Here is a 25,640-nt window from a genome sequence, read left to right as displayed (position 1 = left end):
GGCGGCTACGCCCGGCCCGGCGGAGCGCCCACGGGGCGGCGTGGACTCGCGCCGCTGGCCGCTGTGAGCTCTGCGAGGCTGCGGCACCACCGGCTGCGCACCGGTGGCTTGCTCTGCGGGTCGGTCGCGGCGCAGGACGCGGCGCTCCCGTTCGGTCAGGCCGCCCCACACCCCGAAGCGGGTGTCGCTGGCCAGGGCGTCGGCCATGCACTCGGTGCGCACTGGGCACCGGTGGCAGATCTGCTTGGCCTCGCGGGTGGAACCGCCCTTCTCGGGGAAGAACGCCTCGGGGTCGGTCTGGGCGCACAGGGCGTCGTCGTGCCAGTCGGGATGCTCGACGCTCGCGCCGGCAAGGGCGGCGAGCGCGGCGATCCCGTCGGGATGGAACACCACGGGTGTGGCGATCGTGTCGGGCTGGCTCATGACTGGGTGTCCTCTCGGTGCTGATCAGCACGGGTCAGGCGGCGCTGCCACCGGCCGTGGTTGTCGTGGTGGTCTCGGCACTCCCGGCGCGGAGCTCGTCGATGCGCTGCCACCAGGGGCTGCCGGTGAGCCGGTAGAGCTGCCGGAACGCGGCGGGGGCTCGCACGCCGGCGGTGATGGCGTGGTGGGCGGTCTCGGCGGCCCGGCGCACCTCGGTCGCGGGCACCAGCGGCGTGCCCTCCTCGTCGGCGTGGCAGTGGAAGTCGCCGAGGTCGGGATCGCTGACCAGCAGCTGGCCGACGAATTCGTTGTTGGGGTCCTGACAGATGGTGAACACCGCGCTGCGGTCCAGCTTGCGCACAAGCGTGCCCAGTTGGTCGCAGATCAGAGTGTCGGCGTCACGCATTCCGTAGGCGCGGAACAGACGCAGCGGCGAGGTCACGGCGTCGATGTATTCGAAGCGGAACCCGTGGACGCGCAGCGCGGCGAGAATCGTCGACTCGCGGTCGGGATCGGCTCGGTGAAACGTGATGGTGGCGTGTGCGGTGGACATAGCTCTCCTGTCAGCGGAATGGTCGAACGAGTGTGGAGAGGGAATCGGGTCAGGCGGCAGGGGTGGGCTCAAGGCGGGCGGTGACCGCCGCGGTGCGGGTCACCCGCTCGGCGAATCCCTCGGGTCCGAGCCGGGAGTGCAGGTCGCGGGCGTCCTCGCCCTCGCGCTCGGAGATCAGCACCGTCGCGCGGGGCAGGGCTTCGGCGAGCCTCGCGGTGCAGGCCCGTCCGGCGTCGTCGGCGTCACCGATGATCACCACGTGCGGGTGGTCGCCGAGCAGCTCGGCCAGGCGCCGCAGCGGAGGTGCGCCGGCCCCGCCGGCCCAGGTGGTGGCGTACCAGCCGGGCAGCGCATCGGCGGAGGACTCGGACTCGACCAGCAGCACGGTCTCGCCCAGCGCGACGGCCGCGACGATCTCGTGCTCTCGGTAGAGCGGCAGGTCCGCCTCTCGGGTGCCGAACAGTCCGGGCACCCACTCGCCGCGGTCGTTGCGGGACCACCACTCCATGGCCTTGTCCCCGGTCACGGGGTGGCGCAGCCGCTCGAGGCGCACCTGCGGGCCCCCGGGGCGGCCGTAGGAGTGGAACCGCTCGTGGCGGTAGCCCTCACTGCGCGGCGACCCGCCCGTCTTCGCCGCGGAGAACCCAACCGGCAGGCGCCGGACCCGCACCCAGCCTTGCGGGCTGACCCGCGGCGGTCGACGCAGCTGGTCCAGGCTCAGGCCCAGCGCGCCGGCCACGTCACGGGCGGTGCAGCCGGCGTGGCAGAACACCCACACCCCGCCTCCGTTGCCATCGCGGCCCTCGCGAACCCCGACCGCCAGTGAGCGGGCGTGCTCGCCCTCGCGGGCGTGCCCCGGGCACTGCCACTTGCCGTTGCGCCCCGTCGAGCACGTCGACCCGATCGCTCGGAGAACGCCCTCGAACCACGCCAGCGCATTCCGTGACCCGACCGGGATACCCGCCGCCCGATCGGTCGCGGACGCGGTTCCGGTGCTGCGGATCGTGCGCTCCATACCTGTCACCTCCTTTCCTCATTCTATTCTCGAAGATCCGATAGGGGTAGGTATTCACCAAAGTCGATCACGTCGTTTCGATAACGTCCGGCGGGTGGTAGTGATGATTCGTGCCCCGGTCTGCGCTATTCACTGACCCGATGTGGTTGTGTTGTTCGGGGTGGCGCGGAGAGATTCCCGCCCCGTAGGGAAAGGGGCTCTTCACCATGAAGCGTGGAGGCGGGCTCTCAACGCGGTGGTGGGCGGAGTCTGCCAGTCGACGCCGCAGTGCAGCAGTAGTCGCAGTCGGTAGTTGGTGAAGTTCCGGAAGCCGTGTCCGACCCGCTTGATCTTCTTGATCAGCAGATTGACCGCTTCGGTCGGTCCGTTCGAGACGCCGGTGACCAGATCGCGCTCGCCAGTAGCATCCCTGCCCACCTGGGGCCTCCCTCCGAAGTGTCCAAGCACCACGAAGAGTGAGGCCCCAGGCCCATGATCAGGCCGAGGGTGAAGATCGTGTCCCGGTCAGCCCTCCACGCTCAATGACGAAGAGCCGGGAAAGGGGCGGGGTTCCGGGTCCCGGGTGGAGGCGTCTGCTGGCTCCACCGCGCCGTTGGCGCCGTGGGCCGTCGGAGGCTCGCGATCAAGGGCCAGGACGTGTCCTGGTCGCGCAGCGACGCGTAGCGCAGCGGAGCGCCCTTTCTCGCGAGGGACGGCCACACACACTCCCGGGACCCCGCCCGTGGCGACAGAGAGAGCACCGCGGCGTGCGGCTTCCGATGCCCGCCGCCCAGGGCGTTCCGAGCGCCCTGGGCGGCGGCGCTTCGTCACCGGTCGCTGTCCTTCCCGGCGGCGTTCTCCCCGTCGTTCTCCCCGTCGTCCTCCTCGGCGTCCTGGTCGTCGTAGTGGTCGTCGTTTCCGCCGCCGTCGCTGCCGTCTGGGGTGGGGCCGGCGGCCGGGACGCCGGGTGCGTCGAACACCTCGGCCTCGTCGACGTCCTCACCGATCGCGAGGCGCTCGATCGGGGAGAGGGTGTAGTTCCACTCGGCCAGGGCCCCCAGGTAACGGACCAGGCTCGCGTCGGGGCGCCCGAAGCGCTGCTCGGTCCAGCGCCACTGGTGGCGCCCGGTCTCGCCCTCGATGGCGCCGAGGACCATCCCCAGGGTGATCACCGTGGCGCGGTTCTCGCTGGCCCCGTCGAGCGCCTTGGTGATCCGGTAGTGGTCGGCCTGACCGACCGCGCCCGGCGCCGCGCAGAGCAGGTCGGCGGCCGTGGCGTGGCCGCGCTCGGCGGCCCGGCACACGGTGTAGCGGTCGTCCAGGAACGCCTGCGCCATCCACGTGCAGGCGCCCTTGGGCGGAGTCTTGCGGGTCAGCAGCTCGGCCAGCCACTCGCGGCGCACCGTGGTCGCGGAATCCCACGCCTTGTTGCCCGCGATCACCCGCTTGCGCGCGGCCGACTTCGCGGCCCGCTGCGCGGCCGCGCGCTGCTCGGCCTGCTCAGCGGTCTCCCCGGCGACCGGGGCCGACGACGCAGTGCTCGGCACCAGCGGAACACCGAACCGTGAGCGGTGCCCGTTGCCGAGCGGGTCGGTGCACACGTACACCGCCACCGGCTGCGGACCGCGCTTGGGCCCGCCGTAGGTGGTGGTCACGTACGCCGCGTGCCCCGGGCACGCGGCGTGGGCCTCCGGGGTGATCGGCGCCGGAGCCGACCCGACCTCGTCGGTCTCCTCCCCGTCCTCGTCCCAGACGTCACAGTCGTCGACCTCCCCGTCGTCGAGCTCCCCGTCGTCCTCCACCTCGTCCTTCGGGTCGAGGTCGTCGGCGAGCTCGCCGGTGCCGGCATCGGTGGCGTCGAGGGCGACGAGGGCCTGGGCTCCCGGCTCCGGAACGGGCTCGTCGGTGAGGTCGCTGAGGCGTTTCACTCCGCTGTCGTAGGCGGGCGGGTCGATCACCGGGGTTGCGGCCTCGGTCAGCTCGGCGAGCAGCGTCTCCCGCGCGGCGGCCTCGGCGCGGTCGTCGCGCAACCGCTGTGCGGCGTGGTCGAATCCCGGGCCGTAGCCGCGCGGGTTGGTCGCCCGCTCGATCAGCACCTGGTAAGCGTCCGGATCGTCGGAGAACTCCTCCAACGTCGCGGCCTGCTCCAACGTCAGCCCGGCCGATGCGACGGCCTCCCGGACCTCGGCGACCCGGGCGACGCGCAGTCCCTTGACCACGTCGCGGCGCGGGGTCTTGGTCCGCGATGCGATCTGCCCGGCCGAGAGGCCGAGGCCCTCGAGCTCGGCGAACGCGTCGAGCTGCTCGCTGACGGTCAGACCCTCCCGCTGGGTGTTCTCCACGGTCTGGGTGGACAGCCGCTCGACCTCCTCGGCCGCCGTGTCGTCGGCGTCGGCGGCGTCGGCGGCGGCGCGGCTGGGGTGCACGATCACCGGGACCGTTCCGTGCCCGGCGGCGATCGCGGCCAGGGTGCGGCGGTGCCCGAAACGCACCCGGGCACGCCCGTCGCCGGTGGCGAAGGCGATGATCGGCTGCAGGACACCGTGGTCACGCACCGAGGAGATCATCGGGCGGTCGACGCGGGCGTCGTGGCGCACGTTGGCGTCCATGAGCAGCGCGCGGGGGTCGAGCTGCTGGACCCGCTGCGAGTCGGGCACGACCGGCCCGCCCGTGACGGCGCGGTCGGCGCCCTCGGTGTCGGTGCCCTCGGTGTCGGGGCTGGTGATATCGGTGGTCATCGGTGTCGTCCTCCTGGACTGGTACTCGCGGTGAGTCGGGACTGCAGAGGCGACGAAGGGCTGCTGACCGGTTCGGCGACCTCTTGCTTCGCCCCGTGGGGCGCGAGTGGCATCGAGGGCGCTGGGGCCCGGTCACCGCCTGCGGTGACGGTCGGGGGTTCCGGCTGGCCCGCCCGGCGTGGTCCCGCGTCCAGCCGGCACGCGACCTCGCCACGCGAGCCCGGGACCACCCGGTCGGCGTCAGCCGGGTTCATCGACCGCTCGCCGGGCCCCAGGGCCCTCAGACTCGCCACGCCCCACGAGAAGAAGGAGACGAACAACAGCCACCAACCGGCCTCGCCCCGGCATGGCCATCACGGCCGGCGCCGGACCTCCGACCGCGGTGCGCCCTGCCCTCGGGTAGTGGCGCCCGCCCGGTTCAGCGCGCGGGCGCCGACCGATCAGTTCTCGCCGCGCGGCGGGCCGCGGCGGGCGCGCTCTCGGTGGCCGTGCTTGCGGTGGCCGTGCCCTTAGCGGGCGTGGTCGCGGTGGCCGTGCTCGCGGTGGTCTGGGGTCGGTGCGCGGTGACTTCTTCCTTGCGGTAGGTCTTGGTGTGGCCTTCGTAGAAGCCGCTGTGGACCGAGAAGGTCTTGCGGTTGACCCGGGCGACCACGAACGCGCTGCGGTTGCCGACCTCGATCACGTCGCCCTTGCCGATCGTGGACATGTCGAGGTCGCCGCCGGGCATCGCGGCCAGGACCTCGGACCAGTAGAGCCGGATGTCGGTGTTCTGCGCGATCCGCGCGGCGAGGTCGTGGCCGTACTCGGAGTCGGGGTCTACCGGCCGGTACTCGACGTTGATCTGGCCCCACCGGTTCCACCAGCCGTGCAGCGTGCGCAGGTCGCGGGCGACATCGCCGGCGGCCTTGTCGATGCGGTTCGCGACCGTGGAGCGGGCCTCGCGCCCCTCGGCGGCGAGGCGGGCCGCCTCGGCCCGCCGGGCGGCGTGGCGGGCCTGCGCGGCGGCCTCCCAGGACCGCTGGTCGTGCCGGTGCGCGCGCTCCAGGTCGCGGCGGTGGCGGTTCTCGGAGTGGTGTCCGACCAGGATCGGCTGACCCATCGGGTAGCCGCCGTAGATACGCCGCGCCGCGGCGTGGTGGGTGTCGGACTCCGCGGCCCGGTGCTCGGCGCGCGATTCGAGACGCTCGGCGCGGTCGCCGGCGCGGTCGCGGGCGTCGTCGACGACGTCGCCGGTGGCGCGGGCGGCGTTGTCGATGGTGACCGTGACGGTGAAGCCGGCGGCGCGCAGCGCGTCGGCGGTCTTGTCGATCCCGAATCGGTCGGCCTGCCGGTCGCGCGAGCGCGGGATGTACCAGCGCCCGCGCTCGCCGATGTTGCGCGACCACTTCCACCGGGTCATGCCCGGGCGGGCCTTGAGAACCTCGCCGGAACCGTCACCGCGGGCGGTCCCGTCGAGCGTGGTCCCTTCCTGTTGAGTGTGGGTGAGCCGCAGCGTGGCCGTCGTCGGGTCGTTCGCCGCCTGCGTGGTGGGCGTGGTCATCGTCGGGGCCTTTCCGGTGCTCGGGTCGTCAGGGGGCGTGCTCGGCAGCGGGGTCATCAGGTCACCTCCGCGGCGGCGGGCGACGGCTCGGGGCTCGGCTGGTGGTCGGGGCGCTGCGCGGCCCAGCGCGGCCAGCCCGCGTCGTCGTGCTGCCCGCTGTCTTGGGGGGTGCCGGCGACGGTGACCTCGTCCGGCCCGGCGGTGTGGGCGAACACCGCGTCGGGGTGCAGCGCCTGGCAGTAGTCGTCGTAGCCGACCGCGGCGATCTCGGCGGCGTTGGCGCCGACCGGGTGCACGACCGGGACCGTGTAGGTCGTGCTCTCGTGGACCTGCACGGCGGTCGTGGTCCAGCCCTCGAGTGCGTGTTCCCGGTCGCTCGGGGTGTCGGGAACGAGGGACAGGGACGCGGGCGCGTCGTGCGGGATGTAGCGGGCGTCGACGATCTCGACGGTCCGCCGCTCGAGGTCCACGCTGCGGGCGCGGAGCTCGGCGCGGACCAGGCCCAGCAGCTCGGGGTGATTCAGGGCGAGCGCGGCGGTGACCTGGTCGTCGTCAGTGACGTCGATTCCGTGCAGGATCGACGCGGACACCTCCACCTCGGCGGTGTCCGTGCTGGCATCTCTGCCGAGCCGGACCTGGGTGCGGATGCAAGACATCGCGGGTGCTCCTCGGGCAGGGTGTGACGGGGCAAGCAACCGGCCCCGGCCCGTGCCTGGTCCGGCGACCTCTTGCTTCGCCCCGTGGGGCGCGAGTGGCATCGAGGGCGCTGGGGCCCGGTCACCGCCTGCGGTGACGGTCGGGGGTTCCGGCTGGCCCGCCCGGCGTGGTCCCGCGTCCAGCCGGCACGCGACCTCGCCACGCGAGCCCGGGACCACCCGGTCGGCGTCAGCCGGGTTCATCGACCGCTCGCCGGGCCCCAGGGCCCTCAGACTCGCCACGCCCCACGAGAAGAAGGAGACGGACTACAGCGACGAGTTCAGCCGACGAGATCAGGTGCCCTCGCCGCCGACTCCCGGAGCTTGAGCACCGCCCTGCCGTCCTGCTCCCGCGGCCGCGGGCCGCTGGGGCGAGGGACCGATTGGTGATCGCGGGTGGTCTTTGTCGGCGGGAGGTGATGGGCGTGACCTCGTGGTGGCCCAGGAGATCATCCGCTCGACAACGGGGCGCAGACAGCGAGGGGACGGGCGATGGGACGGTGGTGCCACGAGCACGTCGTCCGGCCGCGTCTCCGGGCGGGTTGTTGGCAGGGGTGTCGAGTGGGCCGCTGGTCGACACGGCGGAGTTCGCCCTGGACGGCGGCACGACCCGGGAGCAGTGCTGGGAGCGGCTGCCCGCGGTGGTTCAGCAGCGGCTGACCGAGATCGCCGGCCCGACCCTGGCCTGGTCGGCGGTCGAGGTGGCAGCGCCCCCGGATGGCGCTCGGCGCCCACAGGCCGCGCTGTTCGGTCGGGGCGGGTTCGCCGCCGCCGAGCCGACGGTCAGAGCGGCCGGCCCGGGCGATCAGCCGGTGTACGCGCTGGCGAGCTACCAGCTGGATCCCGACACGCTGCTGCACGCCGAGGTGATTCACCGTTCGACGGCGGCACTGCTGGATGAGGGCGCTCAGGTCGCGCCGAGTGCGGATTCCGCGAGGGAGTTACTGGGTGCGCCGGTGGCGGACCTGAGGCGGGTGCGGGGTCTGGACACCGCGACCGCGGAGGTGATCGCGTCGATGCCGCCGCGGGCGCAGCAGCTGCTGGTGGCCCCGATCGCGGCGCACGGCGAACCGGTGCTGCGCGCCCACCGGTTCTGGCAAGGCGCGAGCCCGCAGGTGCTCGATGTGGTCGTGGTGCTGGCCGCGGCGCGGCGGGTCACCGCCGTGGCCGGGCAGCGCCGCATCCCGGTCGGCCATGACGCGACCACCGCGGAGTGGGTGCTCGACGCGTGGCACGGCGACGTCGCCGCCCGACGCGGGTTGTGACCCGGCGGCGTGGCCTCACTGTTCGGTGTCGGGGTCCTCGCGGTCGCTGTCTGGTTGGTCGTCGCCGCGGCCGCGGGCGGCCTCCTCGGCGATGGCGGACTCGATGCGTTCGGAGAGCTCCGGCGGCGGCGGGTGGCTGCGGAGCTGCTCGAGGATGGCGTCGGTCTGGTCGAGCTCGTCGAGCAGGCCGGCTACGGCCTCCGGGTCGCGCTCGATGCGCTCACGTACACGGCGGGCCTGGTCGTCGTCGAGGTCGCCGTCGCGCAGCGCAATGAGGTCCTCGAGACTGACCGGCCGATCCTCGCCCCGGCCGCCGGTGGGGTCGCCCCGGTCGCTGTGATCCGCGGGGTCGGGTCGGTCGTTGGAGGGTGTCATCAACTGGGGCCTTCGGCATCGGAGGCGAGGCGGCCTCGGACTCTGTGTGTGGGGATGGCGAACTTATCGACGGGCCGGGCCGGGCAGGGTCAGCGCCCCGCGCCGCGCAGGAGCGGCGGCGCCTTGCGCACCCGCACTGGCGGCACGCCGGCGCTGCCCGCGCCTGGCGGTGCGGCGGCGCCAGCCGGTGAGGTGGTGGGCGAGTCGGTGGGTACCACGGTGGGCATGCTCGCCTCTGGCCCCCCGGTTTCGCGAGCGGAACTGTCGGACGACGCCGGGTCGAGGTGGCGCCAGCGTTGGTGGGCAGACTGACGTCGCGTACCGACGACGGTTGCGATGTCCTGCCAGCTCGAGTGGCCCTGCCGGGCTCGGGCCACAGCGGCATCGAGGTCGGCGTGCACGCCGGCCATCAGATCGAGGACCTCGCGGATCCGCAGGGTCGCGACGGCGGTGTAGAGGTGGCGGCCCCACTCCGGGCCGAACCCACGCTCGAGCCCGGCGACCGCGTCCGGCATCCGCGAGGGCGGCTCGTCGGGCACCGGGCGTGGGCTGCCGCGCCACCCGCAGTCACACCCCGGGCGCAGCCCGGTGCTGGCCCGGGTGCGCCGGTTGGATTCGCCGCCGCGTCGCTGCACCCACACGGTCCCGGGGCGATGGGTGTGCGCCGCGGCCGCGTCGAGCCCGCCCGCGGGGTGGGCCCAGCCAGGCAGGCCGGGCCAGCCGGTCACGACCGGCATCGGCGACCGGCCACCTGGTACGTCACCCGCAGCGGTGCTCGATCCCCAGCGCTGCTGGGCGGCTTGGCGCGACATCACGACCCCGGACTGCGGTCGCGAGCAGGCCGCGGCGATGGCCGCCCAACTGGCCTCGTGACGGCGGGCGTGCGCGACCGCGGCCGCCAGCTCGGCGTCGAGATAGCGCACGTGCGGCATGTGCAGATGCAACTCCAGCGTCGGCACCGCCTCCCGCAGGTGGGACTCCCACTGGCCCTGCAGCCGGCGCCGCCGCAGTGTCTCGACCTCGCGGTCGATCTCGGCGGGCCCGTGCTCGCGGCCTTGCTGCGTGATCGCCAGCCGCGACCCTCGCCACCCACACGAGCACGCCGCGCAGATCGCGGCGCTATCGCGGCGGCGCACATCGCTCTCCCCCGCCGAGTTGTCGTCCGTCGTGCCGCCCGACGTCGGCGTGGTCGTCGCGGGCGGGCGCTCATCGGGCGGGTGCGCCTCGGCAGGAAGGAAGACGGTGCGGGGCTGGTGGGCGTGCGCGTCCTGCAGATCGTCCGCCGGATGCCGCCAACTCACCCCGTCAGGATACCTTGACGATGACACTGGGCCAAGATGGATTCGTCTTGCGGGGCGGGGCACGGTCGAGGCCGTAGACCGAGGCAACGTGCTGCAGCCGCCGGGCAAGGGTGAGACGACCAGGGATGTGAACGCACGCCGCTGCCCTCGGGGCGCCCGTCGAGGCCTCAGCGTAACGACCTACGGTCGGACTCGTGGGGGAAGCGCTGCGACAGCTGCATGGGTGGGGCCGCACGTCGCCTTCGCGCGCGGTGGTCCTTGACGGTGAGGACGTCGCCTCGACAGAGCGGCTGACCGAGGCGATCCGCTCGGCGGGGCCGCGCGGGGTGGTGGCCCGCGGGCTGGGGCGCTCCTACGGGGACCCGGCGCAGAACGCCGGCGGGCTGGTGCTCGACATGACCGCACGGCGGCGCGTCCACTCCGTCGACGCCGACACTGGGCTGGTCGATCTCGATGCCGGAGTCTCGCTCGACCAGCTGCTGCGCACCGTCGTGCGGCTCGGACTGTGGGTGCCGGTACTGCCCGGCACCCGGCAGGTCACCGTGGGCGGAGCGATCGCCCAGGACATCCACGGCAAGAACCACCACACCGCAGGCAGCTTCGGCGAACATGTCACCTCGATGGACCTGCTGCTGGCCTCCGGCGAGGTCCGCCGCCTCACTCCTGACGGCGAGCACGCCGAGTTGTACTGGGCCACGGTCGGGGGCATCGGACTGACCGGGGTCATTCTGCGTACCACGCTGCGGCTCAAGCACGTCGAGTCGGCCTACTTCGTCGTGGACACCGACCGCACCGCCGACCTCGACGAGACCATCGCCCGGTTCTCCGACGGCTCCGACGAGAGCTACGACTACTCGATGGCCTGGTTCGACTCCATCTCCACCGGCGCCAACCTCGGCCGCGCGGTGTTCTCCCGCGGCTCGATCGCCACCCGCGACCAACTCCCCCACCAAGCTGCGCCGCGACCCGCTGCGATTCGACGCCCCGCAGCTGCTGCGCTTGCCCGACCTGTTCCCCAACGGCCTGGCTAACCGGGCCACGTTCAGCGCCCTCGGCGAGGCCTGGTACCGCAAGGCCCCGAAGCAGGGACGCGGGCAGGTGCAGAACCTGACCGCCTTCTACCACCCGCTCGACATGTTCGCTGACTGGAACCGCGCCTACGGCTCGCGCGGGTTCCTGCAGTACCAGTTCATCGTCCCGTTCGACGCCGAAGCCGAGTTCAAGGCCATCGCCCGCGACATCGCCGCCTCCGGGCACGTGTCGTTCCTCAACGTCATGAAGCGCTTCGGCCCCGGCAACCGGGCCCCGCTGTCGTTCCCCATGCCCGGCTGGAACATCTGCGTCGACTTCCCCATCACCGACGACCTCGGCCGCTTCTGCCGCAGCCTCGACGAACGCGTCCTGGCCATCGGAGGCCGCCTTTACACCGCCAAGGACTCCCGCACCGACCCCGACACCTTCGCCGCGATGTATCCGCGCCTCGAGCACTGGCGCACCATCCGCGACGCCGCCGACCCCGCCGGCCGGTTCGCCTCCGACATGTCCCGCCGGCTACGCCTCACCAGGGCGAGCGCGTAGCTCGAGCGATGTCATTCGACCGTCGCTCCACAACCGGCGCGCATCGTTCCTCCGCGAACTGATAAGGGTCGCCTCTGTGATCGCGTCACGAGAAGCCGAACGACAACCCTGGTCGAGTCGTTGAGCCATTCCTGGTAGCTGTAGCGCTGCAGTTCGGGCAGGTGCCGCCGCGGGTCCACCCAGTCTCATCGAGCCATTCCTGCAACGCGGCGGCCGTGAACAGGTCGGCGGGCTCGGCGAATTTTCCAGACAGCAGCGGCCCGTCGCCGCAGTCCTCGCAGGCCACTTCCTCGACCGAGCCGCGGGGGCGGCATCTGCGGCAGAACCGGGCCGGTGTCGGTTTACCGTCGTCACCGTCGACGAGCCACACGATCTCCAGGTCGGCGACGTCGCTGCGGGTGTGCGGCTCGCCGGAACACGAGCTGCAGCGCCGCGCGAGCGGATTCGCCCTGGCGTCAGTCGCCGTCCAGGTCCGGCACGGTTGGCTCATGTCGCCTGGCCCGTCTTTCCGCTCCGCTGGCCCGTACAGTTCATCAGCACCTCAAGAACCGCCAGAAACACCTCACCACAGCACTCGCACCATATCACCGATGCATTCGGAGAACCACCTCGCAAGCGCGCGACATCGCTGGCGAGGTGGGTCCGTTGAGGCCAATTCGCTGTTGCAGGAGCGCCCCGACCTCCGATATCGGGATGGGCACGCCGCGCACTCGGGTGTTCCGTCCATTCGGCCGGACCGTGGTGCCGTGCCTGACACCGGAGATGCGGTCACGCTGAATCTCCGACGAGCGAGAGAGTCGGTGTCATCGCGGGTTGGGGGTTCGCCGGCCGGTCGGTAATGGGTGCGGGCGGACGGCAAACTGCGACGATGATGTCGGTATGAGTGCTTCGGACACGCCCAGGGTGCTGCTCGACCTGGATGGCCGAACGGTGTGCGCCCAGCTCCGTCGGCCTCGTGGTGGCGACGGGTCTGCGGCCCCTCCGGTGCTGCTGGTGGCAGGTGGGGCGGGACAAGGCACCGAGGGGGTCTGGGGGTCGGTGCTCGAGCAGCGACTCGCCGAGGACCGGCCAGTTCTGACCTACGACCGGTCGGGCTCAGGGCGCTCCGACGGCCCGCAGCACGGCACGGTCGCCGGCATGGCCGAGGAGCTGGAGCAGGTCCGCAGGGCCATGGACGTAGGCGAGCCCGCCGTCCTGGTCGGATGGTCGCTCGGCGGTCACGTCGCTCAGGGCTACGCGTTGCGTTATCCGGACAAGGTGGCGGGGCTGGTCTTCGTCGACCCGACGCCGATCGAACCGCCGCCGAAGACCGCGGCTGTACAGGCCCAGCTCGCCATCACTCGGCCACTGATGGCGATCGTCGCGCTCGCGTCCCGAGTCGGCGCGTTCTCGGGCGGGCTCGGCGAGCGCCTCGCGTCGAGGTTGGCCGGTGCCGACGCGAAGCCGGAGACGATCGCGCTGATGCAGCGCCTCATGCAGAGCCCCGCGGCACTGAGGGCCCAGGTGAAACTGATGAGTCTGGCGCCGCGGTACTCCGCCGAACTCACCGAGGCCCTCGCAGCGGGCCCGCTGCCGGACGTCCCCGCGATCGTGATCACCGCGGGGAAGCGCGGCGGGTTCCCCGAGGAGTACGTCACGAACATTCGGAACTCTCACGAGGGGTTGGTCAGCCGCTTCCCCCGAGGGCGTCATGTGACCGCCGATGACGCCACCCATCAGGTCCCGCTCGACGACCCGGAGACCGTGCTCGAGGCGGTGCGCTCGGTCGCCGAGATGCTCCGGGGCTGACGGCGCCGGTCCGGCGCCGAGCGCCGCCGCTCGCTTCAAGGTCAGTTAGCGCCGCTCGTCCGAGCTCGGGAGCGGGCGCAGGGCGATCACGGGAGCGTCTTGCTGCGCGCCGAGCTCGTCGAGCCAGGCGCACACCTCGGGCCATCCCCCGGTTCGCACTCGACGGGCCAGCTCGGCGGCGGCGTCGCCGGCGGTGTGCGCACGCCATCCGGCGGCGATCAGCGTGGCGGCGCGGCGTCGGATCGCAGCGGGTTGATGCTCGGGGTAGCCGGGCAGCTCGCCGTCGTCGAGCAGAAGCGCCGTGGCAGCGTCGTCGGGGTTCTGGGCCATCCAGGCCAGGAGTAGGGCGGCGGCGTGCTCATCGTTCAAGCTCCGGTCGAAACGCAGCGAGCCTGGCTGGGTGTCGGGGTGGCGGTCCATGCCGCGGTCCTCTGCGATGCTGCGCATCTCCGCGCACGACGGCCCGCCGCTCCACCACAGATGCCAGCCGCTCCAGGCGTCAGCCCCACCGCCGTGGTAAGCGGCCTCGACGCGTACGCCGGCGCGTTCCGACAACTCCCGAGCCAACGCCCGCACATCGCGCGCGCCGAGGACGGCTCGTCACCGGCGCCCCCTGCGATCCCGTCGGTCGAGCTCCATGGGCCCGGCCTGCTCCCGCGCTCGTGGAAGTCGACCGCATGCGCGCCGAGCCCCCTGACGCGTTCCCGGGGCGCGGCGTCGACGGGATCGTCTCGGCCGACCTGCCTCGCTCATGGCGTCAATATATCCTGACACTGGGTGGTGTCGCCGGACACCGCCGACGAGGTCGGCGGCGGTTCGTTGGGAACGTGGCGCGCTGGAACGTGCGGATCACGCCGCGGGTGGTTGTGCTGGGGCGAGCTGTCCATGCCAGCTCCGCCCGGGCGCGTACGTCCTCATCCGGGCCGCGGCCCTGCCCTCGCCGGTGCAGGGACCCCGGGATCCGTCACGCCACCAGGGGTCCGGGCACCCCGGCTTCTCGCAGTGCCAGGTGCGATGCCCGCCGTGCCGCGAGGCCGCACAGCGGCAGGGTTCGTGACCACGGATGCTCAGGACGACGCTGTCGACGGGGGCGCCCATCCGGTGTCCGGCCGGGCACCGCGACGGGACTCCCTCGAGCAGGGCGCCGCCGTCGGTGGGTTCGACCACGACAGGCCACCGTAGGCCCGATCGGCGCTGGTCGCCGCGGGCCTCGTGACACCGGTTCGACGATCAGCGGGCGTCCTCACCCTGAGGACGATCACAAGCGGTACGTGGCGGCGGGCTCGTCGTGGGCCCAGTCTCGTGGGCCACGTCGTCAGCGGTGGTCCCCGTCGCGGAGGAGTTCGGAGCAGCGTCGTACTGCGACCGCGACCTCCTCGAGCGTGGGAAGCTCCAACGCGATCGTCGGCGGCATCCTTGCGACCTCCCTCCCCCGGACATCAGGAGGTCTCGTCGAACTTCCCGCCCACCTGGTCGTCGTGGTGATCGACGTCCTGGACCTGACTCGGCCGTTGCTGTCCCGTCAGCCTTCGGCAGCCGGGCAGTAGGCGACCTGGGCGATCACGGCGCGTCCCGCGCGTCCGGCAGCCAGCATCTGCTCGATGCGGTCGTCGCTAGTCAGGTCGACGCCGGAGCAGAGCACGAGCGCGAGAAGTCCACGCTCGACAAGAATCTCGTGCCACCCGTCCGGGACAGCGGCGCCGAGATCGCCCTCGTAGAACCGTTCGTCCTCTTGGGTCGAGATGCGCACCCCGTCCTGAGTCAGCCCGACCGTCCAGCCCTCGAGCACCGGCGCCGCCGTGAGTTCCGCAGGCTCCTGGCGGCCTCCGAGGACGAATCCGTCGCGGAGCATGGCTGAGATGACCAGGTCGATGGCCTCGGCGCCGGGGTGAGGGTCGCGCGTATGCGCTACGACATCTGCGACCACAGTGAGTACGGCGACCGCCGGTTGCGTCGGATCGGAGTCGTCGACGACGATTCCAGGGCTAGCCGACATGATCAGCTCGTCGGGCAGGTCGTCTGCGCTGCTGGCGCCAGCCTCACCGGAAGACGTCATCGCTGGAGTATGGCGCGGATCTCGGTCGGTCGCGGTCCTCGGTTGGCTACGGGGGCGAGTCGAGGAGCAGCCCGGCGGCGGCAAGGCGGTCGTAGCCTCCCTGGCGGGCCCGGCGCTGAAGTGCGGTGCTGCTCCACCAGCTGCTGCCGTTCGCGAGCGGGGTCAGGGCGCAGGCGAAAGCCGTGACAGCGAGCAGCTCGCGCTCGAGCTCGGCGGCCTGCGCGGCATCAGAGGTAACTGCGTAGAGGGCGCGTGCATCGTTGGTGATCATGATGCGGGGATGACCGTGATAGTTGGCCTGGCGGTGCACGGCATCGCGGGCGCAGCCGTTGCGCACCCAGCGCAGTTCGTTGCCCAGGCGAGCCTGCAGGCCGCCGGCGCCGGTGGCGCGCCCGAGGTAGATCACCGCGCGGTCGGTAGAGCGCCCGGACCAGGTGCCGTCGGGAGCGGCGGTCCACAGGTAGAGGCCGGGTTCGCGGGGCAGCGCGGCACGCACGCGAAGGAAGGTCGGACCGTTGAGGTCGCCGAGGCTGGTCGCCGAGAGCTGGTCAGGCTCGTCGACGCTGTCGTCGACCGTGCGCACCGCGGCCCAGTCGAGCTCCGGTGCCGCAGCCGCGATCTCGCCGACGGTGCACGCCCGCACCGACACCTGCACCGTCACGACGACCAGCTCCTCCCCCATGGCGCCTCGCGGTCACAGGGGTACGCCACGTCGCAGACAGCAAGGAAGGCAGGTCGCCCGATCCGGCGACGAGAGCGCCCGGCTCGCAGCGTCGGGGGTCATCCCTACCCTGGTGGCCATGGACGACGTCGATCCGCGGATCCAGCGGGCGAAGATCCTGCAGGACTTCCTGCGCAACGGGTGGCTGCGGGCGCTGCCCAGCAGCGCGATCCTACTCGTCGGCTTCCTGCAAGAGGGCGCCATGCGCCAGGACGACGTCGGCATTCTGCTCGGCAGTCGCCGGGACGAAGCCGACGGCTGGGCCCTGCCCGCGTGGGAGGCACCGCCCGCTGCGGATGACAACGACGCAGACGACCCCCGGACCGCGGGCGAGATCGACACCGACGAGCTGGAGTTCCACGAGAGCAAGGTCGCGCGGGTCGATCAGTGGAGCCTCGCGATGGGCTCGGGCGAGGTCCGCACCAACGCGGACCTGCTCGAGTTCATGGTGTCCTGCGGCGTGCTCGTGCGCGAGGACCGCGCCGGCACGGCGTTCCTGGACTTCCCGCCCGCCCTGCCGTTGCCGGACGAGGTCCTGTCCCTCACCGACGAGGAACGCGCCCGCGAGGACGCACTGCGCTGGCGCGAGCTCCACGAGCCCACCGCCCAGCAGATCATCGGCCTCTTCGACGAGACCGACAACGCCGTCACCCGGCGACGCACCAGCCTCGAGCGGCTCTCTCGTGACGTCGGGGCCGACCCCGAGTCAGCGCGCGCGGCGGTGGGGATCCTGCTCGCCGACGGCGACTTCACCGCCTCCCACGACGTCGCGACCCTGGCCACCCACAAGGTCTTCGAGCTCGTCGTTGACTGGGAACGCCACCACCGCGACCGCATGCGGATCGAGTTCGTCGGGCGCACCGGCGACGAGGCGTAGCCGTCCGGCCGCTGCCCGAGCCCGACGTCACCTGCTAGATCAGTTCCGGGACCGCAGCCAGCGAGCCGCCCACCGTCGCAGCGACGCGCCGCCCACCCCCGCGAGGGCCCCGAGCCCGAGCTGGCCGGCGCCGACCGCGACAAGCAGCTTCCCACCCACGGGTCCGGCCCCGTGGAGTCCGAGCACGAGGCAGCCGATCCCGCCCACCACGCAGACCGAGACCACCACGACGAGGAACACAGCGGCCAGGGCCACGACCAGCAGCATGGGGTCGATGAAGCTGTGGGCGCGGCGGGTTCGATCCTCGTCGGCCAAGGTCCGGTCGATCAAGGCCAGGCCCTGCGCGGCGATGGAGCTCGACGAGTTCAGCGGCGCGGGGACGGCCGGCTGCGACGTGCCCGGTGGCGCCGAGAGGGGAAGGCCCGGCGACGGTGCAGGCGGGCGACGATCGCGCCGTCGCCGCGCCGGGCTGGTGCCGTTCGTGCTGCCGCGTGGGGTCCGGATGGTCACGACGCCACGAACACGAGGCCGGCATCGAAGTCCTGGACCTCGCCGGCGACCAGGTCGGCGACCGCGCTGAACTCGATGTCAACGGTCACCTCGTTCTCGTCGACGACCTCGAGGTAACGCTCGTTGCGCTCGCCGAGCACCGCGACCGCACCCTCGTCTTCGGCCCACCCGGCCTCGAGGCGGGGCATCACCCCCTCAACGACGAGGCGAGCCGTCACCGTGCCGTTCAGCGCGACCGTGCCGCCGTCGTAGTCCTCGACGATCTGGGTGGTCAGGGTCGCGAGGTCGGGGTCAAGCTCGTGGACCGTGGCGTCCTCGAGGTCGTCGTGCAGGTCGAGGTCGGACATGACGTCGCCCGGGATGTCCTCGATGAGCACCGCGCACTGCTCGGCGCACCACCGGTCGACGCGGCGCCGCAGGACGTCGTCACGACCGGCCGGATTGGGCGCCGACCGGGTAGTCAGGTGTCCGGGGATGCGGGTCGCCTCGCGGTAGCGGACATCGTCGCGGGCGGCGCGGGCGCGGATGCGCTTCTTGCGCGCGGCGTTGCTGGTCATCGGTCACTCCCGCTGGCCATGCCCCACGCCCACGGCCATGGTGTGCCCTTGACCTGGAGTCGCGCACGATCCTCTGCTGACCGCGAGGACCTTGTCCATCGTCACCGGGTCCGACGTGGGCGGACCTCGGCTGGGAGGTGGGCCGGTGCGCCCGGCCGAGCCAACTATATCCCAAACGGCGAGACGGGCGTCGCCCGACCGCGAGCAGGCACCCGCCCGGGACGCCGACCGGGCGCGGCCCCGGCCGCGGCCGTCGACGAGCAGGTAAACGGCCGGGGACCGGTGCGCCTCACGAGGCCGCGAGGTCTTCGCCCGTGGTCTGGACCGTGGTCTGGACCGTGGTCTGGACCGTGGTCTGGATGCTGCTGCGCAGCACCTCTGCGACGCGTTCGACGGTGAGCAGGACACGGTCGAACACGTCGGCCGCCGCGCACCGCCGGGACCAGATGGCCAGCCAAACCTCGAGGGTGATCACCGAGATGGCGAGCGGCAGCAGGCAGGCGGCGCCGGGGAACGAGGTCGACCATGGTGAGCGGGTTGTTCAGGGTGATCGTCATCGGCCACCACATCCTCTCGAGAGTCGTTCTCGCTGTTCAGCGGCGTACGCGAGCCAGCTTCGACCGGGCAGAGCGGAGTCGTCTCCTCGCACTCAACACGCGGTAGACTGCCCCTGCGCAGACCTCAGGCCTCGAAGACGTCGACGAGTGCGAGACATGTGGGCCGACGGAGGAGCGCTAAGGGGCAGTCAATCAAGGACAGTCGGAAGAGGGGTATTGGCAACGAACAACCCGGAGGTTCCGGCGGAGCGGTCGGCGAGGTCGCGTCGGCAGGACCGCATCAAGCAGCTCGAGCTCCTGCAGGTCGAGACGGGCCAGCGCGGCAGCGTCGACGAGCGAGCCCACCGGGCACGGCGTCTGCTCTGGAGCGCGCACCGGCCCGAGTACGTGCGACTGCGGTCAGACCTCCTACTCGACCACGGTGGGACGAGTCCCCTGCGAGTCCTCGCCGCTCCGCGGGGATGCACCGTGCAGACCCTGTTGGTCGCCCTGTTCGAGGTGCAGTGCCGGAACCGACGCAGCGCGAGCCAACCCACCAGGGTCCCGCTGCGCACGTCCCGAGAGGTCGGGCAGACGTGCTGGGAGGAGCTGGTGGCCGTGCCGACGGTCGACCTGTACCACCGTCGCGGTACGGCGCGACCCGCTGCCGAGAACCGCTCCGAGCAGATCCGCCGCGCCCTGCTGCGCCTCGAGCGCGCGGGACGGCTCCGTGCTGCCTCCGCGGCGGGGCGCGGGCGGCTCGAGAACTTCACGCTGTTGCACGAGGGCGCCGACAACCTCACGGACGCCGTGACCGCCTACAGCTATCCCGACCCGACCGTCGGCGAGCGGGTCCTCGACGTCCCGGTCGAGTTCTTCGTCAACGGCTGGGTGCACACCCTGACCGACAACGAGATCATCGCCTACCTGTTCGTTCTCGACGCCGCACAGCACGCCGGCAACAGCGACGGCGGAGTAGCGCTGAGCACCAAGCGGTGGACGGCGGCGTTCGGCAGGGGTCGGGGCCGTCGTGGCGGTGTCATCGCGCAGCGCGAGCTGCAGCGCTTCGGTCTCATCTCCGTCCTGCGACCCGAGGACCGCCGAGCCGACGGCACCGTGGAGGGCGCCGGCCCGAACGGCGCCGGCGCCGAGGTGCCGTACGAGGCGCACTACTACTGGCCGGCGCAGGAGGGCCTGCGCCCCTGGGCCGTACCGCGCGCGCTCCACGCCCTCGGGGATGCGCACAAATTCGACATCGACACCGCGGCCATGCTCCGGGCGCCGACGGACGGGTGGACTGCGAGGGCCGCAGTCGCCGAGCTCGAGCAGGAGTCCCTGGCCGCGGCCTCTCCCCCGGTCTCGACCCGCTGACCTCGCGCCGCGCCGCGACGGCCGATCTCTCGGGCTGGACCTTCGCGCTGCCCAGCCCAACCCCGCCCGCCCTCCTCGCTTGCGGGAGCGTCGATCCCCTGCCGCTCGGTTGCCCGGAGCCAGACCTGCCCGTCATGGCGCCACCCATGCACTCGACCTTGGCGGCGACACGCTGCCGGGCGGGGCCGGGACAGCGGCAGCAACGGCGGTGTTGACCGTGGCCACGCACACTTCGACCGTGTTCTCCTTGCGGTCGAATCGCAGCACCGGCCAGCCTTGCACCGGGCTCGGGGCCTGCCCGGCGAAGTCGGGGCGGGTCTGCAGCGCGTTGATCGCCTCGTCCCGACATCGCTGGAAGCCCTGACGGTCCACGATCAGCAGCAGCAGGGCCTTGGTGTCCCGGACCTCGAGGTAGCTCATCAGCTGGTCAAGCGCACGAGTGGTCGCGGCGGGGCCGTTGTACTTCTTGTTCTCGCCGATGAAGACCTTCTCCGGCCCGGCGCCGAGCGGCAGGGCGTCGGCCCGGATGAAGATGTCGGTCTTGCCCTGCTGGCTGTAGACCTCGCGGTTCGCACCGGGCAGCGCGGTGTTCAGGCCGACGACCAGTAGGTCGCTGATGCGGTCCTCGCTGAGCTGGCGGTAGGCCTCCGGGTGACGCTCGATAGCGCTGGCCCACACCCGCACGGTCTGCAGCACCTGCTCGAAGCTGGCGTCGGCGAACCGCAGGAGCGCACCAGCCGGCAGCGCCAGGTCCCCGCCCGACCCCTCGGGCTCGCGGGGCTCGTCGGGCTGGGGCTCGTCGGGCTGGGGCTCAGCGAGCTGGGGCTCGGGGTCCTTCCAGTCGCGGGGGAAGCCGATACTGGTGCGGGCGGCCTGCAGCCCCTCGAGGTGACGTCGGCGCCGCGCGGCGGCATCGCGCAGCAGGGCCGGCAGGCCGGTGTCGAAGAACCGGCGGTGCTGTTCGGCGATCGCGGTGATGATCGGTTGCACCTGAGCGAGGTGGGCCTCCAGATCAGCGCCGGGGTCGATCTCTCCGGCGACGATCCGATCATGGTCGGCGACGAGGTACTCCACGAAGGTGTGCAGCCCGCCGGACTGCGGCGGGTCGTCGGCGTCGACCGCAACCCACCGGTGCATCTCCAGGCGCGCCAGGTAGTCCTGCAGGTCCGCCCCCGGCTCTCGGGGCGCGGCCGGCGAGCGATCGGCGAAGGCCACGCTGTCGTCGACAGCCGCCAGCACGCGGCTTCCCTGGGCTCCATGGAGCTCGCCGGCGCTGCGGGCTGCGTCGGGCTCGTCGGGCCACCGCTGCAGCGCCGCGACGTCGCCGTCGACGAGGTAGCGCACCCGGTAGCGCACCGTGGGCCGGCTGGAGCTGCCAGCCTCGTCCGGGCGGTACTCCCCCCGGCTCTCCCCGATGTAGCGCCCCTGCCCGACCGTCGGTGGCGCGACGTAGCGCTCGGCGACGATGCGGGCCACGACGGCCTGCGGATCCGCGAGCTCGTCGAGGCTCATCGCCGTGACCTCGTCGAGCGCCGGCGCGCTGTAGCGCTGCGCCAGGTACGCCGACAGCGGGTTGTTGCTGCGCTGGAAGCCGCGGAAGATCCCGGTCATCCGACCGACCACGGTGCGGGGGTCGTCTCGGCGTTACGCGCCAGCCCGAGGTGGCGGGTGGGGTTGGTGTCGGCGAAGCGGTCAGCGTCCTCGACGTAGCCACGCATCGTGGTGACCGAGCGCCACCGCCCGTGTCGCATGACTGCGTGCTCGGGAACCCCGTGAGCGATGGCCTCAGTGGCCAGCCCGCGGCGCAGCGAGTGCGACCCGAAGTCGCCACTCAGCCCGACCTGCGCTGCCCGGCGGGTCACGACGTCGCTGATCGCTCGGGCCGAGAGCCGAGCCGAGCGGACCGTCAGGGTGTCCTGACGCGACCGGTGGATCGGGCGCCATGCTGGCCCACGGGTCGCCCCGGCGCGGGACAGGTGCGCTCGCCACCACGACCAGGCCTCCGCGGCCGGGCAGGCGCCGGTGTCGTCGGCAGCGATCCCGACGACGCTTCCGTCGGCTTCCTGATCGGTCTTCGAGCGGCGGATGCGGACCGAGAGGCCGTGCTCGTCGGCGGAGAGGTCGTCGAGGTCGAGGCGGGCCAGGTCGCTGCGGCGCAGCGCGCCGGCGTAGCCGATGAGGATCAGGGCGAGGTCGCGGGCGTCGACGGCGTTGCCCTCGGGGTCCAGAGCGTTGGTCATCGCCAGGACCTGCTCGGTACGCGCGGCCGTGCGCCTTCGTGGCGGCGCCACGGCGGGGTGGCGACGGATCCCGGCCATCGTGGCGCGGACCTGCTCGTGGACCGCCGGGTTGGCGACCCCGGCCGCGCGGTGCACCACTGAGATCGACGCGAGACGCCGCGCGATCGTTGCGGGCCGCAGGCCCTGCTGGACGAGCACCTGGCCCTCCACCACGACGTCGAGCGGATCCTGAGGCGCGGCGGGTCGCCACACCGGGGCCTGGTCGGCCAGCCACACGCACACCGCGGCGGCCTCCGCAGGCAGCGCCGTCAAGCCGCGCTCGGTGCACCAAGCCACGAAGCGAGCCATGTCGCGGTCGTAGGCCTCCCACGTGGACGTGGCCCGCGCGCCGCGCGCGTACTGGCCGGCCCGCTCCAGCAGCACCGGGTCCACGAGCCCCGCAGCGACGGCATCACCGAGCTCGCCGCGCGCCGACCCCTGGCCGGGCGCTACAACGAGCCCGTCGTGCTCCGGCGCATTCCCGGTCACGCGACACCTCCCTCCCCCGGGACGTGGTCCCACTCCGAGTTGCCCCAGCCAGCGTGACAGCCCGCCCCGACAGGACGGCCGCGACACGCGCTCGACCTCCGGAAACTGAACCACCGAGAAGTGGTGCTTTTCGGAAGTTGAGGATGCTGAAACATGTCAGTCACTAGCTGACGCTAGGATCGGGTCGACAGCGTCCTCGTCCGGCAAGAGGGGTCCTGGGGCACGACCGTTGTCGAGGTCGGGGCGACCAAGAGCCTGTAGTGGGTCAGCTCGCCCGACGGCGCCTCGCCCGCGCAGAAAGTCGGGCCAGGCGTGCGAAATAGGCCGAGCGGGCGGACCGAGCACGGCGGGACCGTTCCTCCGGGCTGAGAGTGCCGTCCGGGTCGACCTGTTGCTCGAATCGTGCCATGGCCGCATCCCGTGCCGGAGCGGTGCGCGCCGCGGGATTCGCGGTGCTGGCCCACGATGCGTGAGCAGCGATACGGGAAATCGCCCGGCGGTCCGTTCGATCAGCTGACGGCATGAGAGCCTCCGGTGTTGACGTCCAGTGCCGGTCGCTACCTCCATTGCGGCACCCTCCTGGACTCCTCGACCGGACCTCGAGGGCGATCCGGTCCACCGTCGCGGCCGCTGTTGTGAATCCGTTACCGAGGAGCCCTCGGGTTGGCCGTCCCAGCTACCGCGCAGGCTCGGCCAGACCCCTTAGATCTCGTCCCCGAGCGCGAGTCGCCGGCTCGCCTCCCGAGCACGTTCTGCCGCCAGGGACGCCCCATAGCGGCGAAGCATCTGTGGGGAGCGCCAACCCATGTTCTTCATGAGGTCGGATTCGGTGCCGCCGGCCGCCAGCCACCGGTGTGCAGCGGTGTGCCGGAACAGGTGGGCGTGCAGGCCGTCGATGCCAGCGGCTTGACCTCGCCGTTGCAGCATCTGGTGGATCCCGCCACGCGCGAGGGGACCGCGGTTCCGGTCGGCGAGCCACAGTTCAGGCCTGGCGGCGTACTTCTCGTTCGCGCGGCTGCGCAGGTACCGACCCATCGCCAGCGCGGTGTTGGAGGACATGGCCAACGTTCGAGGTCGTCGTCCCTTACCGACCACGTGGACCTCGCCGCGATCACGATCGACGTCCTCGACGCGAAGCCCGGCCAGCTCGCCAAGACGCCCCCCAAGATCGAACAGCAAGCGGATGATCGCCGTGTCCCGCCGGGAGATCATGTCGTTGCCTCTCGCATCGGCGAGCAGCGCCTTGACCTGATCGACGGTCAACACGTCCGGGGGTGCTTCAGGGACCTTCGGCGGGCGCAGTTTCGCCATCGGCGAGGTCTCGAGCTCTTCTTCGACGTCGGTGAGCCAGCGGAACCACTGCTGCAGGGATCGGTAGCGCTGGTTGGCCGTCGCCGGCGAGCGGACGGCCAGCACTGAGGTGATGAAGGCGTTGACGTCGCGCCCGTCGACGTCGCGAACCGTGCCCAGACGCTCCCGGGACTCGAGGTGGTCGACGAGCTGGCGGACGGCGAGCGCGTAGGCGGTGATCGTCTCCGGGGACTTGTGTTCGGCCCGCAGCGTGGCCTGCCAGTCGAGCAGAAGCGAGTTCCAGTGGCTGCGCACCCGGCGAAAGTTATCTGCTGTACGAGCGCTGTGCCAAACCCGGGATCGGCCAAGCCGATGCTTCATCGCAGGTCAGAGCACTAGAGTGGGCGCGGTAGGGATCGAACCTACGACCGACGGCTTGTAAGGCCGGTGCTCTTCCGCTGAGCTACGCGCCCGATCCGGAGCGAACGGGGACTTCGTCCGCCTAGAAGCAGCGAACCGCACGTTCGCTCCGGAAGCCAGGAAGATCAGGCCAGCTGCTTCAGCGCGTCGCGCCAGCCCTGCTGGTCGCGCGCGTCGCCGGGGCCGTTGTGCTCCGCGAAGCGCACGATGCCCTCCTTGTCGATCAGGAAGGTGCCGCGGAAGGCGAAGCCGAGGTCGGAGCTGAAGACGCCGTAGCTCTCCGCCGTCGCGCCGTGGGGCCAGAAGTCCGACAGCAGCGGGAACTCGTACCCCTCCCGCGTGGCCCAGGCCCGCAGCGACCACGTGGTGTCGACCGAGCAGCCGAGCACCTGCACCTCGTCGTTCTGGAAGGACGAGAGGTCGTCGCGCACCGAGCACAGCTCGCCGGTGCAGATGCCAGAGAAGGCGAAGGGGTAGAAGACCAGCAGGACGGCCCGCTCACCGCGGAAGTCCTTGAGGGAGACCTCCTGGCCGTCCTGGTTCTTGAGCGTGAAGTCGGGGGCCTGCGAGCCCACCTCGACGGTCATGTCGACCTGTCTCCTGTCCGTCCGGGTCACCGCAACCCGGTCAGCGTATCGAGGAGCGCAGGTCAGCGACGGCGCTGGGCGGAGGTCTTGGGCGCGACCAGGCGCGTGCCGACCCAGCCCTCGGACAGGCTGATGTTCGAGGTCTGCGACAGCCCCGCCGTCGGCGCGGCCTCGGCGATGTCGGAGGGCTCGACGTGACCGTCGTTGCCGGTCTTGGGAGTGAGCACCCAGATCACCCCGTCCTCGGTCAGCGGCGAGCGCGCATCCATCAGGGTGTCGACGAGATCGCCGTCCCCGTCGCGCCACCAGAGAAGGACGACGTCGACGACCTCCTGGGCGTCCTCGTCGAGCAGATCCTCGCCGCACCGGTCCTCGACCGCGGAGCGGATCTCGTCGTCGACGTCGGAATCCCAGCCCAGTTCCTGAACGATCATGCCCGGTTCGATGCCGAGCTTGCCGGCGAGATCGGACTTGTCCGAATCCCCCGTGGCCGCGACCACGCGCTCTGCCTCCTCCTCGTCCGTGGGTCAGGTGCGGTGCACATCACCCCGTGTGAAGCGCTAAGCGAACACGGCGACCGGACATGGCGCAACCAGCCACGCGGGAGACGGAGCCTGCGGAGCTCGACCATCGACGCCGTCCGGCTGGCGTGTCCCCACGGCGAACGCACCGAACCGGGGCGCATCGGGGCTACCGA

23 protein-coding genes, 1 tRNA gene and 2 pseudogenes are annotated in these 25,640 nt (G+C 71.9%); 5 read left to right on the top strand and 21 right to left on the bottom strand.

Features of this window, described 5'->3' with window-relative positions; translation table 11 throughout:
* Positions 1 to 126: 126 nt before the first annotated feature.
* From AC2A1K_RS12715 to AC2A1K_RS12685, 7 genes and pseudogenes are all read right to left on the bottom strand, one after another.
* Positions 127 to 423: pseudogene (locus AC2A1K_RS12715) on the bottom strand (WhiB family transcriptional regulator); the annotation flags it as partial.
* Positions 424 to 457: 34 nt separating this feature from the next.
* Positions 458 to 976 carry a hypothetical protein gene (locus AC2A1K_RS12710; protein WP_483896669.1) on the bottom strand — a complete coding sequence of 173 codons (519 nt, stop codon included), beginning with the start codon at positions 974 to 976 and terminating at the stop codon, positions 458 to 460.
* 49 nt (positions 977 to 1,025) lie between these two features.
* A complete protein-coding gene (locus AC2A1K_RS12705; RefSeq protein WP_483896668.1) occupies positions 1,026 to 1,991 on the bottom strand; it encodes a hypothetical protein in 966 nt (321 codons plus the stop codon).
* A gap of 201 nt (positions 1,992 to 2,192) precedes the next feature.
* A complete protein-coding gene (locus AC2A1K_RS12700) occupies positions 2,193 to 2,408 on the bottom strand; it encodes a transposase (protein WP_483896667.1) in 216 nt (71 codons plus the stop codon).
* 389 nt (positions 2,409 to 2,797) lie between these two features.
* A complete protein-coding gene (locus AC2A1K_RS12695) occupies positions 2,798 to 4,708 on the bottom strand; it encodes a ParB/RepB/Spo0J family partition protein (RefSeq protein WP_483896666.1) in 1,911 nt (636 codons plus the stop codon).
* Positions 4,709 to 5,126: 418 nt separating this feature from the next.
* A complete protein-coding gene (locus tag AC2A1K_RS12690; RefSeq protein WP_483896665.1) occupies positions 5,127 to 6,305 on the bottom strand; it encodes a DUF3560 domain-containing protein in 1,179 nt (392 codons plus the stop codon).
* Positions 6,305 to 6,904, bottom strand: a complete 600-nt coding sequence (locus AC2A1K_RS12685) for a hypothetical protein (protein WP_483896664.1) — start codon at positions 6,902 to 6,904, stop codon at positions 6,305 to 6,307. The genes AC2A1K_RS12690 and AC2A1K_RS12685 overlap by 1 nt, the downstream gene beginning before the upstream one ends.
* A 425-nt stretch (positions 6,905 to 7,329) precedes the next feature.
* Between AC2A1K_RS12685 and AC2A1K_RS12680 the strand changes: the two genes are divergently transcribed.
* Complete coding sequence (locus AC2A1K_RS12680; protein WP_483896663.1) at positions 7,330 to 8,208, top strand: hypothetical protein; 879 nt, start codon at positions 7,330 to 7,332, stop codon at positions 8,206 to 8,208.
* A 15-nt stretch (positions 8,209 to 8,223) separates the two neighbouring features.
* Here the strand turns inward: AC2A1K_RS12680 and AC2A1K_RS12675 are convergent, their stop codons facing one another.
* Positions 8,224 to 8,583, bottom strand: a complete 360-nt coding sequence (locus AC2A1K_RS12675; RefSeq protein WP_483896662.1) for an anti-sigma factor family protein — start codon at positions 8,581 to 8,583, stop codon at positions 8,224 to 8,226.
* A gap of 89 nt (positions 8,584 to 8,672) precedes the next feature.
* Positions 8,673 to 9,884 carry a hypothetical protein gene (locus tag AC2A1K_RS12670; RefSeq protein ID WP_483896661.1) on the bottom strand — a complete coding sequence of 404 codons (1,212 nt, stop codon included), beginning with the start codon at positions 9,882 to 9,884 and terminating at the stop codon, positions 8,673 to 8,675.
* Positions 9,885 to 10,078: 194 nt separating this feature from the next.
* On the opposite strand from AC2A1K_RS12670, the pseudogene dprE1 reads away from it, so the two are divergent.
* Both dprE1 and AC2A1K_RS12660 read left to right on the top strand, forming a co-directional pair.
* Positions 10,079 to 11,462 (top strand): annotated as a pseudogene (gene dprE1 / locus AC2A1K_RS12665) (decaprenylphosphoryl-beta-D-ribose oxidase).
* Between the two features lie 879 nt (positions 11,463 to 12,341).
* Positions 12,342 to 13,250, top strand: a complete 909-nt coding sequence (locus AC2A1K_RS12660) for an alpha/beta fold hydrolase (protein ID WP_483896660.1) — start codon at positions 12,342 to 12,344, stop codon at positions 13,248 to 13,250.
* 45 nt (positions 13,251 to 13,295) lie between these two features.
* On the opposite strand, the gene AC2A1K_RS12655 is transcribed toward AC2A1K_RS12660, so the two are convergent.
* From AC2A1K_RS12655 to AC2A1K_RS12645, 3 genes are all read right to left on the bottom strand, one after another.
* Positions 13,296 to 13,697, bottom strand: coding sequence for a hypothetical protein (locus AC2A1K_RS12655; RefSeq protein ID WP_483896659.1), 402 nt, complete (start codon positions 13,695 to 13,697; stop codon positions 13,296 to 13,298).
* A gap of 1,075 nt (positions 13,698 to 14,772) precedes the next feature.
* Positions 14,773 to 15,306: a hypothetical protein gene (locus tag AC2A1K_RS12650; protein ID WP_483896658.1), complete on the bottom strand. Its 534-nt coding sequence runs from the start codon at positions 15,304 to 15,306 to the stop codon at positions 14,773 to 14,775.
* A 46-nt stretch (positions 15,307 to 15,352) separates the two neighbouring features.
* Complete coding sequence (locus tag AC2A1K_RS12645; protein WP_483896657.1) at positions 15,353 to 15,988, bottom strand: hypothetical protein; 636 nt, start codon at positions 15,986 to 15,988, stop codon at positions 15,353 to 15,355.
* A gap of 118 nt (positions 15,989 to 16,106) precedes the next feature.
* Here AC2A1K_RS12645 and AC2A1K_RS12640 point away from each other — a divergent pair, with 118 nt between their 5' ends.
* The gene (locus AC2A1K_RS12640; RefSeq protein WP_483896656.1) at positions 16,107 to 16,904 is read left to right on the top strand and encodes a DUF6042 family protein; all 798 of its coding nucleotides are present in this window, start codon (positions 16,107 to 16,109) and stop codon (positions 16,902 to 16,904) included.
* Between the two features lie 39 nt (positions 16,905 to 16,943).
* Here the strand turns inward: AC2A1K_RS12640 and AC2A1K_RS12635 are convergent, their stop codons facing one another.
* From AC2A1K_RS12635 to AC2A1K_RS12625, 3 genes are all read right to left on the bottom strand, one after another.
* Positions 16,944 to 17,414: a hypothetical protein gene (locus AC2A1K_RS12635; RefSeq protein WP_483896655.1), complete on the bottom strand. Its 471-nt coding sequence runs from the start codon at positions 17,412 to 17,414 to the stop codon at positions 16,944 to 16,946.
* Entirely contained in the window at positions 17,411 to 17,971 is a 561-nt protein-coding gene (locus AC2A1K_RS12630) for a hypothetical protein (protein WP_483896654.1), read from the bottom strand. Before AC2A1K_RS12630 ends, AC2A1K_RS12635 begins: the two co-directional genes overlap by 4 nt.
* A 289-nt stretch (positions 17,972 to 18,260) precedes the next feature.
* Complete coding sequence (locus tag AC2A1K_RS12625) at positions 18,261 to 18,446, bottom strand: hypothetical protein (protein WP_483896653.1); 186 nt, start codon at positions 18,444 to 18,446, stop codon at positions 18,261 to 18,263.
* Positions 18,447 to 18,996: 550 nt separating this feature from the next.
* Between AC2A1K_RS12625 and AC2A1K_RS12620 the strand changes: the two genes are divergently transcribed.
* The gene (locus tag AC2A1K_RS12620) at positions 18,997 to 19,878 is read left to right on the top strand and encodes a hypothetical protein (RefSeq protein WP_483896652.1); all 882 of its coding nucleotides are present in this window, start codon (positions 18,997 to 18,999) and stop codon (positions 19,876 to 19,878) included.
* 132 nt (positions 19,879 to 20,010) lie between these two features.
* On the opposite strand, the gene AC2A1K_RS12615 is transcribed toward AC2A1K_RS12620, so the two are convergent.
* The 6 genes from AC2A1K_RS12615 to AC2A1K_RS12590 form a co-directional block, all read right to left on the bottom strand.
* A complete protein-coding gene (locus AC2A1K_RS12615; RefSeq protein ID WP_483896651.1) occupies positions 20,011 to 21,489 on the bottom strand; it encodes a hypothetical protein in 1,479 nt (492 codons plus the stop codon).
* Positions 21,486 to 22,646: a tyrosine-type recombinase/integrase gene (locus tag AC2A1K_RS12610; RefSeq protein ID WP_483896650.1), complete on the bottom strand. Its 1,161-nt coding sequence runs from the start codon at positions 22,644 to 22,646 to the stop codon at positions 21,486 to 21,488. The genes AC2A1K_RS12615 and AC2A1K_RS12610 overlap by 4 nt, the downstream gene beginning before the upstream one ends.
* Before the next feature lie 702 nt (positions 22,647 to 23,348).
* Complete coding sequence (locus AC2A1K_RS12605) at positions 23,349 to 24,251, bottom strand: tyrosine-type recombinase/integrase (RefSeq protein ID WP_483896649.1); 903 nt, start codon at positions 24,249 to 24,251, stop codon at positions 23,349 to 23,351.
* An 86-nt stretch (positions 24,252 to 24,337) separates the two neighbouring features.
* Positions 24,338 to 24,409 (bottom strand) — tRNA-Val (locus tag AC2A1K_RS12600).
* A gap of 72 nt (positions 24,410 to 24,481) precedes the next feature.
* Positions 24,482 to 24,943, bottom strand: coding sequence for a peroxiredoxin (locus AC2A1K_RS12595; protein WP_483896648.1), 462 nt, complete (start codon positions 24,941 to 24,943; stop codon positions 24,482 to 24,484).
* Between the two features lie 62 nt (positions 24,944 to 25,005).
* Positions 25,006 to 25,443 carry a DUF3052 domain-containing protein gene (locus AC2A1K_RS12590; protein ID WP_483896647.1) on the bottom strand — a complete coding sequence of 146 codons (438 nt, stop codon included), beginning with the start codon at positions 25,441 to 25,443 and terminating at the stop codon, positions 25,006 to 25,008.
* Between the last annotated feature and the right edge of the window lie 197 nt (positions 25,444 to 25,640).

The organism is Actinomycetospora sp. 2LY8.5 (genome assembly GCF_057180585.1).
The sequence above is the reverse complement of the archived record's forward strand: the minus strand, read 5'-3'. Positions and strand labels throughout refer to the sequence as shown.